Origin of the sequence: Chryseobacterium vietnamense, from assembly GCF_031454475.1 — a bacterium.
Taxonomy (GTDB): Bacteria; Bacteroidota; Bacteroidia; order Flavobacteriales; family Weeksellaceae; genus Chryseobacterium; species Chryseobacterium vietnamense.
Window position 1 is genome coordinate 197228 of the sequence record NZ_JAVDQX010000006.1, and the last position, 13365, is coordinate 210592.

The 13365-nt window shown below is 36.2% G+C and carries 13 protein-coding genes; 4 read left to right on the forward strand and 9 right to left on the reverse strand.

All coding sequences use genetic code 11. The features are described 5' to 3' along the window. Positions 1-4: 4 nt before the first annotated feature. From J2786_RS20665 to J2786_RS20700, 8 genes are all read right to left on the reverse strand, one after another. Positions 5-721, reverse strand: coding sequence for an ABC transporter ATP-binding protein (locus J2786_RS20665; protein WP_047428781.1), 717 nt, complete (start codon positions 719-721; stop codon positions 5-7). Between the two features lie 3 nt (positions 722-724). Beyond that, positions 725-2191 carry a DUF5687 family protein gene (locus J2786_RS20670; protein ID WP_047428779.1) on the reverse strand — a complete coding sequence of 489 codons (1467 nt, stop codon included), beginning with the start codon at positions 2189-2191 and terminating at the stop codon, positions 725-727. Positions 2192-2265: 74 nt separating this feature from the next. Then, positions 2266-3915, reverse strand: coding sequence for a DNA repair protein RecN (locus J2786_RS20675; RefSeq protein ID WP_047428778.1), 1650 nt, complete (start codon positions 3913-3915; stop codon positions 2266-2268). 353 nt (positions 3916-4268) lie between these two features. After that, positions 4269-5174 carry a type IX secretion system protein PorD gene (gene porD, locus J2786_RS20680; protein WP_047428775.1) on the reverse strand — a complete coding sequence of 302 codons (906 nt, stop codon included), beginning with the start codon at positions 5172-5174 and terminating at the stop codon, positions 4269-4271. Between the two features lie 36 nt (positions 5175-5210). Continuing rightward, complete coding sequence (gene coaBC / locus J2786_RS20685) at positions 5211-6416, reverse strand: bifunctional phosphopantothenoylcysteine decarboxylase/phosphopantothenate--cysteine ligase CoaBC (protein WP_310026582.1); 1206 nt, start codon at positions 6414-6416, stop codon at positions 5211-5213. A gap of 122 nt (positions 6417-6538) precedes the next feature. Then, a complete protein-coding gene (locus tag J2786_RS20690) occupies positions 6539-6862 on the reverse strand; it encodes a DNA-directed RNA polymerase subunit omega (RefSeq protein ID WP_034681463.1) in 324 nt (107 codons plus the stop codon). A 42-nt stretch (positions 6863-6904) separates the two neighbouring features. Further along, complete coding sequence (locus tag J2786_RS20695) at positions 6905-7900, reverse strand: outer membrane protein assembly factor BamD (RefSeq protein WP_047428773.1); 996 nt, start codon at positions 7898-7900, stop codon at positions 6905-6907. 103 nt (positions 7901-8003) lie between these two features. Continuing rightward, entirely contained in the window at positions 8004-8633 is a 630-nt protein-coding gene (locus tag J2786_RS20700; RefSeq protein ID WP_047428771.1) for a TetR/AcrR family transcriptional regulator, read from the reverse strand. A gap of 96 nt (positions 8634-8729) precedes the next feature. Here J2786_RS20700 and J2786_RS20705 point away from each other — a divergent pair, with 96 nt between their 5' ends. The 4 genes from J2786_RS20705 to J2786_RS20720 all read left to right on the forward strand — a co-directional run bounded on the left by J2786_RS20705 (position 8730) and on the right by J2786_RS20720 (position 11237). Continuing rightward, the gene (locus J2786_RS20705; protein WP_047428770.1) at positions 8730-9356 is read left to right on the forward strand and encodes a TatD family hydrolase; all 627 of its coding nucleotides are present in this window, start codon (positions 8730-8732) and stop codon (positions 9354-9356) included. Beyond that, positions 9349-10074 carry a tRNA threonylcarbamoyladenosine dehydratase gene (locus tag J2786_RS20710; RefSeq protein ID WP_047428768.1) on the forward strand — a complete coding sequence of 242 codons (726 nt, stop codon included), beginning with the start codon at positions 9349-9351 and terminating at the stop codon, positions 10072-10074. The genes J2786_RS20705 and J2786_RS20710 overlap by 8 nt, the downstream gene beginning before the upstream one ends. 99 nt (positions 10075-10173) lie before the next feature. Next, positions 10174-10545, forward strand: a complete 372-nt coding sequence (gene rnpA / locus J2786_RS20715) for a ribonuclease P protein component (RefSeq protein WP_047428766.1) — start codon at positions 10174-10176, stop codon at positions 10543-10545. Positions 10546-10628: 83 nt separating this feature from the next. Next, entirely contained in the window at positions 10629-11237 is a 609-nt protein-coding gene (locus tag J2786_RS20720; RefSeq protein ID WP_047428763.1) for a DUF4126 domain-containing protein, read from the forward strand. 39 nt (positions 11238-11276) lie between these two features. Here the strand turns inward: J2786_RS20720 and J2786_RS20725 are convergent, their stop codons facing one another. Then, complete coding sequence (locus J2786_RS20725) at positions 11277-13364, reverse strand: DUF8458 domain-containing protein (protein WP_047428762.1); 2088 nt, start codon at positions 13362-13364, stop codon at positions 11277-11279. Position 13365: the final 1 nt, after the last annotated feature.

Sequence of the window (13365 nt, forward strand, 5' to 3'; positions counted from 1 at the left end):
GGTATTAAATATCCGAAACTGAAACCTGATCTGCAAAATATTGTTCCAGATCTTTCAATGTTTCAGGGTTGGTCTGAATATCTTTTACCAAAAGACCTTTGTTCACAACAACAATTCTGTTACATACTTCCGTGGTGTGGGAAAGATCATGGCTTGAAATAAGGAAAGTAACACCATCCTGTTTTGATAATTCCTTGATCAGGTTTTTAAGTTTAATCTGTGTGGATGGATCGAGATTCGCAAAAGGTTCATCCAAAATAATAATCTCAGGGTTTCCAATAATAGCGCCTACAATTCCTACCTTTTTCTGATTCCCTTTTGAAAGATCGCGGACATATTTCCCCGACTTAAGGATTTCTCCATTGAAAAAATCATGAAAAGGCTTCAGGAATTCATCTACTGATGCTTTGTTCTGCCCTCTCAACTCTCCAATGAAATAAAAATATTCTTCTGGAGTAAGATAGCCAATAAGAAATGTGTCGTCTACAAAGGCTGAAACCTTATTTTTCCAGGCTTCAGATTCATTGACTTTAATTCCGTCGATGCTTACAGATCCTGTAGTAGCCTGAATTAAATCAAGCATCAGGCTGAAAAGAGTTGTTTTTCCGGCTCCGTTATTTCCTACGAGGCCAAATGTTTCCCCGTTGGGAATTTCAAGATGTTCGATATTAAGAACCGTTGCTTTTCCGTATGTTTTAGATAAATTTTGTATATTGATCATGGCTTAACTTATATTTTTAAATGCATCCAGTGTGCTGTATTTTTCTTTCTTGTAAAGTTTTACGATAATATCGAAGATTTTCTCTCTCAGGAAAAATCCTACGATCCCGATAATGGCAATACTGACTACTCCTCCGGTAATTCCCCACAAATATTTTGTTAAGGCAAAAACACCCATCGGGAGAAGCATTTTAGGAATCAGCAGAAGTATAGCGATCATATTGAAGCTTCCTTTCTGTCCCAATCTTTTCTCTTTTGAATTCAGGTCAATCTGAGTTTTATTGAAAGCTCCGGACCACAAGGTAAATTGAGAATTCACCCCTATATTATATAATCCTGCTGCAAAAAATGTAACGTATACTTCCCACCCGAAATAGGCATAACACAGGGCTATAATGATGGAAATTCCCGTCACAATATTCATCAGCCACCATTTCGCTTTTAAATATTCTTTATAGGGAACATTCAGGGTCATCATCAATGGATAGTAGGAACTGTCAAAAGCGGGAACTCTCTGTCCAAAAAGAAACTGAAAGCCTCCTGTTACAAAAAGTCCCATAACCATCATCATTGCCGGTGTTTTGTACATTGAAGAAGTAAACATCAGCAATCCGTAGAACAGAAACATAAAGCTGCCCAGCAAAATTCCTTTGGGTACTTTATTACGTCTCAACATTTTAATATCATTATTGATAAATGTCCCGATAACGCCATATTTATTCAGGAAGGCAATATTTTCTGTTTTCCCGACCGTTTTCTTCGCTTCAAGTCCCTGATCCAGATAAAACTCATTACGTAAGTAACGGAAACAGACCCACCACAGTATTATGAATAAAGCTACAGGTATCAGTACGAAATAGGGCTTTTCATAGAAACTAAAGAAAACCAACTCGGAATATGACAAAACAGGAACAATATTGTAATAGGCCAAAGCTCCTATACCAAGAAAGCATATTCCTGTAACCACTGCCAGGGTTTCTTTACCGTTGAAGAAAATGTTGATAAAATTATTCAGATACAACAATGAAATCACTCCTGTAAGCCATAACAAAATTCCCAAAATACTATATCCATTGAATACGGCAATCAGTGAAAAGGTAATAAAGAATAAGGAACTCAGCCAGCTGAATGCCGAAAGAAAAGTTTTAGCCAGCATATAATTGACTAGTGTATTCTTCCGGATATTCATCGTAAGGAAGGGTTTGATATTCTGCGTAGGAATTTCCTGCCATAGATATTTGAGAACAAGATCAATAATCCAGGCAACGATCATGAATTTTGAAACCAGCTTTACAGGATTCTGATGCATCTCCTCCTGCAAGTAGAAGAAAGCAATAAAAGCTCCACCTACAAGACAGCCCACGAAATAAAGTATTGCAATAAAACGGAGGATTTTCATGGTCAGATTGATCCCTAAAGATGTACCACGAAAAAAACTTTTGATTTCAAGCTTAAGGAACTTTAGAAACATATTTTAGTTTTTTACATTAGTAAATATAAAGTAAAATATGTTACAAATTTTTAATAAAAAGTGGATTTATTCTATTATCCAATAAGCTCTTTTGCCTGTGCTAAAGCAGCTTCCGTAATTTTACTTCCGGATAGTAACTGGGCAATTTCGTTCAGTTTTTCCTCATTAGTCAAAGGAATGATGGTAGATTGTGTTCTTCCGGAAATATCTTGTTTTACTACTTTATAATTGTCGTTTCCTTTAGCAGCAACCTGTGCAAGGTGGGAAATAACAATTAACTGCATGTCTTCAGACATTTCTCTCATCAGGTTTCCGATTTCTTCAGCTACTTTTCCTGAAACACCGGTATCTATTTCGTCAAGAATCAAAGTTGGCAGTTCATCACTTTCTGCAATGATTTTCTTTACCGCAAGCATAACCCTTGATCTTTCTCCTCCTGAAATAGCCGTTTGAATTGGCTTTAAAGGAAAGCCGGAGTTGGCCTGAAACAGTAATTGAATACTTTCTTTTCCAAACTGATTAAATTCATCAGCATCCTCTAATTCTATATCCACTTTTGCTTTTTCGAGTCCTAATTTCTTGAGAAGACTTTCTGCTTTTTTAATGAAAACAGGAACATTCTTGTGTCTGTTCTTTGAAAGTTTTGCAGCAAGGCTCTGCAGTGTTTTTTCTTTTTGAGAAATATTTTTCTCAGTTTCTTCAATCTGTGTTTCCAGGTCTGAGGCTCCTTTCTGGTCTCCTGCCAGCTGATTTCTGATCTCAATGAGTTCATTAAGGTCTGAAACATTATGTTTAAGAAATAAAGCGTTGATTTTATTATTAAGATCGGTAAGGTATATCAGGTTCTCAGGATTGATTTCCACTCTTTCCGCTTCATGTTCAAGTTCGGAAATGATATCTTTAAGTTCTACAAATGAGGTTTCCAGTCTTGAATCAAGTTCAGCGAAACTGGTAGAAACTTCGGAAATCTTTGAAAGTTTACTGGTTGCTTCATTAAAGAATGACAGAATTCCTATTTCCTCCTGATGAAACCTTGATAAAATCTGTCCTACATTTTCGGAGATCATTCCTGCATTTTCCTGAATAGAAAGCTGATTCTGAACATCTTCAAAATCAACATCGTCAAGCTTGAGCTCTTCCAATTCGTTGAGTAAAAATTCTTTATAATCGCTTTCTTTATTAGATTCCGAAAGTTGGGTTTTCAGCTTTTTCAACAACAACTTCAGCGTTTGAAATTCAGAAAACTCCTGTTGATACTCTTCAATAATTTTTTTATTATCAGAAAGTCCGTCAATAATTTTAAACTGATATTCTGAGGTAAAAAGATTGGATGTTTCAAACTGGGAATGGATATCGATCAGCTGTGAGGAAAGTTCTCTAAGAATATCCAACGTTACCGGTACATCATTAATGAATGCACGGGATTTTCCTGAGGGCAGTATTTCTCTTCGGATAATCGTCTGAAGCTCATAGTCCAGATCGTTTTCAATAAAGAATTTCTTAAACTGATTATTGAGAGAAAACTCGGTTTCCACCACACTTTTTTCTTCAGCTTTGGCAATTGATTTTACATCTGCCCTTTCACCTAAAATAAGCCGGAGAGCACCTAGAATAATAGATTTACCTGCCCCCGTTTCTCCGGTAATGACCTGTAAACCATTTTTCAATGATACTTCAAGGGTATCAATCAGGGCAAAGTTTTTAATATAAATTCTCGAAAGCATTGATAATCCGGGTTATAATCCAATTTGAGTTTGAACTGTAAAAATAAGTTTTTTTTCATTCCTGTCCGATTAATTAAAGCATAATTAACAGATCGCTCCTCCGAGACTTTATTTTTCTGCTAACAACGGATCTCAATGGGATCAAATCCAGCTCCTGTGGGAGCTAACTGTTAATAGGACGTATTTGTTTTAAAATTATAGCTCCGTAGGAGCGACCTGTTAATTCATACCATAAATATTGATATTATCAATGTATGAATACCGGACAGTAATGTTTTTTTGTGAAGGAACAAAATGGTTTTTGATGACTTTTTAATAATCAAGCGGCCATCTCTCAACTTATCCACCAATTTTTAGACTTTCCATTTATTCCACTTATTCTCTATATTCTTCGGTGAAAGGATGATCATTGTTTGTTTTAGATCATTAAGAATCAGTCCTCCATTATTTCCGGAATTGAAGATATTGAAAATTTCATCGCTTTTGGTGTCCATGAACAGATTAAAGAAGAACGCCTGCTGGAAGTTGTTTTCGTACATTTTTAATTGCATCAGTGCATCAAAAATAACTTTTTTCCCGGCAGTCTGATCCTGGTTGAAAAGGTTATCTAATCCAGCTCTGTGGTAAGTATAGATAGTGGAACGTAGCTGCGCCCAATTAGGGTTCATAATTTCGTTGATCAGAATAGAACGGCTTCTTGGCTCATTGATGGTATTCCAGCCCTCATAGTTTCTGTTTTGGGAATTCTGTGCAATCTGCTGTGCTTTTGCGTACCATTGTGATCCTCCCATAGACTGGAAGCTATCTGCATCCAGACCCAGAATAACATAGATATAGAAACTGATCACATCTGTGAGATTCTTTCCGGAAAACTGTCTTTCATTAAAGATAAGACTCTCATTTTCAATATATTCAAAAGCAAATCTCTGATCCTGAAGGTTCAGTAAAGGAGATTCATAGGTGGTATTATAAATAGGTCTTACTGCCTGAATAACAATAGTTCCTTTGAATTTATTCACGTCCCTTTCAGAAATAACAATGGAAAAAGCACATTTTATTTTTTCAAAATTCTGAAGCTTTTTACCTGTCCAGCTTGTATTATTAATAAAATCCCTGAGACTTTTCTCCAATGCTTTATAGGCCTGCTGGTTACTTCCTCCCAGCTGATTGGAATTGACCTGTACCGTTGACAGCAGCTCCTGAGAAAAACTTTGGGTGTATAGAAATAACAGAAAAAATAAACTTATAATTTTTTTCATTGTCTATTAAAAATTGAGAACGGAAATTTATTAAAATTATTTTAAAAGTTGAGCCTCAACAAAATTGAGAATATCTTTTGCTACTTCATCCTTGGATTTCAGATTGAATTCCTTCTTCTCTGTTTTGGTAAATATCTTGATTTTATTGGTATCATTTTTAAAACCGGCTCCTTCGTCACGCAAGGAATTGAGAACGATCATATCCAGATTTTTCTTTTCCAGTTTTCCTCTGGCATTTTCTTCTTCATTTTGAGTTTCCAGCGCAAATCCTACCAAAAACTGGTGGGTTTTCTTTTCGCCCATTGTTTTAAGGATGTCTGGGTTTTTAACCAATTCAATAGTCAGGTTTTCATCATTTTTTTTGATTTTTTCCTTAGCTACGTCCTTTGGAGCATAATCTGCTACTGCTGCGCTGGCAATTCCAATGTCTATTCTGTCGTAAAATTCAAATACCTTGGCCAGCATTTCTTTGGCTGAAGTTACTTTATGAAGCTCAACATTCGGATCATTAATGGTTTGAAAACTAGGCCCTGAAATCAGAATTACTTTTGCTCCTCTTTTTGAAGCTTCTTCTGCGAGAGAGAATCCCATTTTTCCTGATGAATGATTTCCGATGAATCTTACCGGATCTATCGCTTCATAGGTAGGCCCGGCAGTAATTAAAACCGTTTTTCCTTCAAGGCTTCGGGATTGGATATCTGACTTAAAGTACTTTTCAACAGCATTAAAAATTGTTGCCGGCTCTGCCATTCTTCCCTGTCCGATCAGTCCGCTGGCCAACTCTCCGTTTTCTGCAGGAACGATAATATGTCCAAAGCTTTCTGCAAGCTCCAGATTCTTTGTTGTAGAAGGGTGTGCATACATATCAAGATCCATTGCAGGCGCAATAAATACCGGACATTTGGCAGACATATAGGTGGCAATAACGAGGTTATCACACATTCCGTGAACCATTTTAGACAGTGTATTGGCTGTACATGGGGCAACGATCATAACATCTGCCCACAGAGCCATTTCCACATGACTGTTCCATGTTCCGTTATCACTATAAAAATCCGAATACACTGGTTTTTTGGATAATGTAGACAGGCTTAGTTTCGTTACAAAATTTTCTGCATCAGGCGTCATAATAACCTGTACTTCGGCACCTTTCTTCACAAAGTCTCTGATCAGAAAATGGATTTTGTAAGCTGCGATTCCTCCAGAGACCGCGATAAGTATCTTTTTACCGGAAACACTCATTGAGTTCTAATTTTTGAAATACTAAAGTACTTATTTTTTCCCACACAATGAGGGTTTAAAACAACAAAGGTCATAAAAGAAGTGAATTCTTTTATGACCTTGATTTATTAAAATACAGAAGATTACTTTCTCTCTTCTGTTTTTCTGAAATAAACATCTTCGTTTAACCATTCTTCAATAGCAATTGAAGTTGGCTTTGGAAGCTTTTCGTAATGTTTAGAGATCTCAATTTGCTCTCTGTTTTCGAAAACCTCTTCTAATGTAGAATTGTGAACAGCAAATTCATCCAATTTGTTGTGAAGTTCCGTACGGATCTCCGCATTGATCTGCTCTGCTCTCTTTCCCATGATAACAATAGCTTCATAGATTGAACCTACTTTATCTTCAATCTTATCTTTGTCGTAAGTAATAGTATTTACTTCTGCTTTTGTATCTTTTACACTCATTTTGAGAAAATTATTTTTATTTTAAGATGGCAAATTTACGAATTATCTTTGAATTTTGAAAGTCGCTGCAGGAGGAGGGGTCTTAAGTGCTGCACTGTCCCTCTGTAACTGCATTGCTTTCTTTTCATTACTGATCTGATCCTTCATTTGCTGTTCTGTTTTATCTTTATCTGCCAGTTTTTCAGCTTCTTTTTTCTGTTTGGCAGTCAAAGCCGCAATTTTGGCCTCCGTTTGTTTTTTCACCCCTATGAAATTCTGTTTTTCCTTTTCCAGCTTTTCTCTAAGATCAGCTGCTGTTTTAGAATATTCCGTGTTAGGCAGTTCTTTTTCTACCAGTTTTGTATAAGTAAGAGCACTTTCAATACGCTCATCTTTAAGATTATATACAGATTTCATCGCCAGTTCATAACGTGATTTCATGATATAGTCATAAATTTTTGAGCGAAGTTTTGTACTTGGAAAATCTTCCAAAACATTTTCAAATGCTACATTGGCTGCTTTGTACTCACCCATTTTGTAGTATTGTCTTCCGTTTTCATATGCTTTAAATTCCAGCTTATAAGACAACTCATCAATTAACTGGCTGATATTTTTAGATCTTTCAGAGTTAGGATAATTGTTCAGGAAGTCCTGAAGTTCATTGATCGCCAATTCTGTACTTGACTGATCCAGGTTATAATCCATAGACCCTTCATAGTAGCATAATGCAGACATGTATGCTGCTTCTTCTGCTCTCGGATCTTTAGGGAAACTTACTGCGAAATTTTTAAACTGGTGACCTGCCAGCTTATAACTTTTGTCATAATAGTTGGCATAAGCTGTATTGAAACCTACGTTAGGAAAATCATCTGTTCCTGCCACAAGATTGGCAAGTCTGTCATAAAGCGCCAATGCATTTTTCCACTTTTTCTTAGCAAAATTATCATTAGCAGCCTTTAAGATAAATTCTTTATCAGCACTTCTCATTGCTCTTTCCTGCTGGCTTACGCAAGATGTAATCACCGCTACAGCAAAAAGACCTAAAATATATTTTTTCATATATAAAATTCAACAGTTTTCGGATTATACAGCCGATTTACTAATTTGCAAAAATATAACTTTTTTGCCAATAGATTTTTTTTTATGAATATTTAACGTAATTTTAGTCTGCAGCGTATCCCAAAATCGCAAAAACACTTAATAAAAGATTCATTCTCACCTTTTTCTCTGCTTCTTTTGCATAGGTTTCCTCATTTTTGCTCGGAACATAGAGCTCATAGAAATTTTTATTCCTGATGACAAATAAAGTGGAGCCGATAATCATGGTAAGAATGTCTTCAGGTTTGGGTGTAAAAGTAAAAACTCCTGATGCGACCCCTTTTTTAATGACTTCGTCCAGTTTTTTCACAAATAGCTGATAGAAATCCAGCAGTTCATCTTTCAGATTTTCTGTATGACGAAGCTCCTGGGTCACAAAACCATGGAAATAATTATACTTGAAAAGCTGAGAAACGATATATTTAATCATTTCCCGTAATTGCATTTCAGGTTTACCATCCTTGATTGTATCTGCAAATTCTGAAAAATTCTCTCTGGTTTTCAGTACCCTGTACTGATAGAGATAAGACATCATTTTCTCTTTAGAACCGAAATAATAAGAGATCATGGCGACATTGATATTTGCTTTAGAACAAATATCTCTTACAGAAGTTCCCTCGTATCCTTTTTTTGCAATCAGCTCTTCTGCAATATCCAGTATGTGAATCTGTTTTTCTGTAAATTTTTTTTTCATGAAGTGTACTTTGAGTAAAGTTAAGAAATTTTTAACACATTTATAAACGATCGTTTAATAATTTTAAATTAATTCTGAAAATACTTACTTTTGACTATGGACTTTTTTGATTTTCATCATCATAAGAAATATATCAGAAACGGAATTTACAATCTGAACAGTGGACAAATTCCGCCAGACTTTCCTTATTCTATAGGAATTCATCCCCAGGATATTGATGTTAATAATCTCGAACAGCAGTTTTTATGGATGAAAGGCATGATGTTTCAAAACTGTTTTGCTATTGGTGAATGTGGTTTAGATTCTTTGGTTTCTATAGATCAGAAAATCCAGGAAGAAGTTTTCTTAAGACAGATCAGGTTGGCTAATGAAGTCAGAAAACCGATGATTATTCATTGTGTCAGAAAATTTTATGAAGTCATTTCTTTTAAAAAGAAGGCCGAACAGCCCATGATTATTCATGGTTTTAATAAAAAGCATCAAATTGCAGAAGACCTTCTTGCTAATAATTTTTACCTGAGTTTTGGAAAAGCTGTTTTGTATAATTTATCTTTGCAGGATATTTTAAAAAACACTCCCTTAGACAAATTCTTTTTAGAAACTGACAATGAAGATTTTAACATTGAAGAATTGTATGGTAAGGTTTCAGAAATAAAAGGTATTTCTTTGGAACAGCTCAATGAACAAATTTTAGAAAATTTAGAGACGATAAAAAATGGATAAGTACTGGTTGGAAAGAACGGAACTTCTGGTAAAAGAAGAAGGTTTGGAAAAATTAAATAAGGCCACTGTTTTGGTTGTTGGATTAGGCGGTGTCGGTTCTTTTGCTGCTGAATTTCTGGCAAGAGCCGGTGTAGGAAATATGACGATTGTGGATGGTGATACAGTAGATATTACGAATATCAACAGACAGTTACCTGCCTTACGTTCTACTGTAGGAAAACATAAAGTAGAAGTTGTAGCCGAAAGACTTTTAGATATTAATCCTGATCTTAATTTAACCACAATCAATGAGTTTCTAAATCCTGAAAGAATGGATGAAGTTCTGGATTCTGCAAAATTTGATTATGTGTTGGACTGTATAGACAGCGTTACTCCAAAACTCTGTCTGATTATCGCAGCCAAAAGAAGAAGGATAAAAATCGTAAGTTCAATGGGTGCCGGCGGAAAAACCGACCCAAGCAAGGTAATGGTAAGGGACATCAGCAAAACGGAACACTGCCACCTGGCAAGACAAGTAAGAAAAAGGCTGAAAAAGGTAAAAATAGACAAAGGGATCCGTTGTGTTTTTGCTAATGATATTCAGGATGAAGAAAGTTTAAAAATGACGGACGGAACTAATTATAAAAGATCTTTTTACGGAACAATAAGCTATATGCCAGCAATTTTCGGGTTGTATACTGCTTCAGAAGTGATTAATTATTTATTAAATCAGGATTAAAATATTTTCCAGCTATTTTACAGATTTTACAAAACGATTTTATGTATTAGTCTGTGAAATCAGCAAGAGAAAAATAAAAACTATATTTACACTCCGTAAATGACAAATTCCAAATATCCCAGAGCAGAAAAGCTCAAAAAAAACACGGAGATCAGTTTGCTTTTTGAAAAAGGCAAATGGAGAACGAGTGGAAATCTGAGAATTATTATTCTAAAGGATAAGCCCAACATTCCTGTAGAAGCTGCAAGGTTTGGAGTTTCCGTTTCTAAAAGATACTTTAAAAGAGCGGTGCACAGGAATCGCATCAAAAGATTACTGAGAGAATGCTATCGCCTGAATAAAGATCTTTTCAAACAAGCCTTCGGAGAAAAAACGATGGCAATGCTGTTTTGGGTTTCTTCTGAGATGCCTCCGAAATTCCAGGACGTGGAGGCGCAGTTTATCAAGCTTTGTGAAGCACAGAAAAAGTAAACTTTTTATATGGAATGAAGTTTCATATGAATCTTCGCATAGTTTTTGTACTTTTAGGGAAAACAATAAATCTGAAAATTAATATGTTAGAGAATGTTCCCTATTTTTCCTATATAATCAGTGCATTTATCGGTATTGGATTGGCGGCAGCTACGGGCTTCCGGGTATTCCTTCCCATGTTTGTTGTAAGCCTTGCTTCTTATTTTAACTGGATTCCGATGAATGAGCATTTTGAATGGCTTGCGGGTCTCCCTACGCTTATTACAACAGGAATAGCCACTATTATTGAGATATTGGCTTATTACATCCCTTTTGTCGATCATTTACTGGATACTGTTTCTATTCCCATGGCAACAGTGGCAGGCTCCATATTATTTGCCAGTCAGTTTGCTGAACTTGGGACTTTTCCACAATGGGCACTGGCCTTAATTGCTGGTGGAGGAACAGCAGCTACTATCAGTTCCGGATTTGCAGGAATAAGGGCTGCATCTACAGCGACTACAGGAGGTTTGGGAAATTCCATGGTAGGAACAACGGAGACAGCGGGCGCGGGTATTATGTCTATCCTTGCGATGGCAGCTCCGGTATTGGCCGCAATATTTGCCATCATTACCTTAATTGTTGTTATTGTATTTGGGCGAAAGGCCTGGAAAAAATTAAGAAGCAGTAAAAGCAATTCTCAAAAGTTATAAAACAAAAAAAGGTACTGTTATAAGCAGTACCTTTTTATTTTAATTTTTACTTCTGAAGTCCTTAATATCCTGAATTCTGGATTCAAAATATTCTTTTTTCTCAGGACTCTTTTTGATTAATATTTCAAACGCTTTTATTGCCTTTGTATATAGTTTCTGCTCAAAATAAAGGTTAGCCAATGTCTCCGTCATCAAATGCGAGATATCATCATTCTTTTCTTTTACAACATAGGTGCTTTCTTCTTTTAACTGACTGATTCTAGGATTGTTCTCAATGAAATTCTCAATAGCTTTTTCTTTGATTTCTGATTTTTCCTTTTCAATCTCTTCTGTTCTGTCAATCTTAAGCCAGCTCTGCCACGTATTGATAAAACCAGGAACGTTGCTGTCTAATGATGATTGAGTCGTATTTTTCATAGTAACCTCCTGCACTTTGTCTACAGGTTCTTCTTTCTTTTCTTCAACCTTAAGGGTAGAAATATCGGTTCCGAAGAATGAAACATTCATCACAGGAACATCTTCTTTTAAAGTTCCTGTTTTTTCTTCTTCAGTTGATTCAATTGGAGCAGCATTATCTTCCTTAGCTTCAGAAGTTTCCGCTATTGGTAAAACTTCTTCCTGAACAGCTTCGGGAGATTGTGTCTCTTCAATAATACCTTCATCTGTAACAGGAGTTACTTCCACTGCCGGCGTTTTTATTTCAGGAGTTGATACCTGTTCCGGCTTACTGATTAAAGAATCCGGCATATTGGATTCCACACTCATTGGTTTCCATGCAGATTGCACTTCAGGAGTTTCTTCTATTTTTTCTTCTGCAACTTCAGAATTAGCTTCTTCTACAGGTAATTGATTCTCAACAGCTTCTTTCTGCAGCGGCTCTTCTTTGATTTCTGCAGGCTTATCTTCACTGGTGGACCAAAAATGAAAATTCTGGGTTTCCGCGAAGCTAATTTCATGATCTTCAGCTATTTCAGGCTCTATTGCTTCTTCTTGTGGAACAGGCTTAGCTTCTTTCATTTTTTTCTCAACCTCTTCAATCAGGCGTCTCATTTCCTCCTCGTGTTTGTTCACATTCGGTTTGGAAATTTCAACGGTCTCCGCTATTTCCTCGTTGTTGGCCTGGATCTTAACGTCCGGCATAAATGAATCTGTTCCATGGAAGCTTACTTCAGCATCAGATAATTCCACTGAAGGCACTTCTTCATTACTTCTTTCTTTTTCAACAGAAATCTGATCTTCGTTGACAATCATTTCCGGTGTAAAATTTTCTCCAGCTTCCTGTTCTTCTTCAGCCTGTATTTCCACTTGTTCAACAGGCTCTTGCTCAGCAACAATTTCAGTTTCGTGAGCTGCTGATTCTGCTTTTACAGACTCTTCTTCAATATTAACTTCCGGTACTAAGGGTGCTATTTCGTGAAAACTGATATTTTCTTCTTCTTCAACCTTTTCTTCTTCTTTTTCGGAAGAAATCTGCTCTTCGTGAATGATGGTTTCCGGTGTAAATTCCTCTCCACCATTTTCCTCAGCTTCAACCTGCACAGGCTCTACTTTCTCCTGATCCGGTTCTTCAACTACAGGCTCAGCCTTCTGGGTTACCAGAGTTCCCGATTCAAGGGTAGATTCAATATCTATCGTCTCAGAATTTTCCTCATCCAGGAAGTTTTCTTCTCCTTCAAATAAAATTCTGTTTCGCTCACCATTTATGTAAATGTGCTTAACGTCTTGCAAAGTCGGTAAAACACAAGTATTCTCTTTTTCCTCTAGTGGCTTTTCCAAAGAAACGTCCTCTTCTCTTTTGATAGGAAAGGGTTTCGCCTTTGGTGTAAATTGAGAAGGTTTTTCAATTGTTTTAGAAAGCTTTTTCTCTTCAACAATTTCAGGTTTAGCCTCCTGTCTGATCTTTCCATTGATCAGCTGATATAGAATCTTTTTATCAGTAGTATATGCTGCCGTAGTGGAAAGCTCTTTCTGATAATTTTCTTTTTCATACAGATGCACCCCATACAGGTGAAGTGCCCTGATATTCTGAATATAAGGAAAAGTGTGAATCTCTTCTTTCAAAAGACCAAGGTCTTCGGACTGAATATTTTTCGGATTTTTTATTAATTCTAAAACTCTCGGATTCATC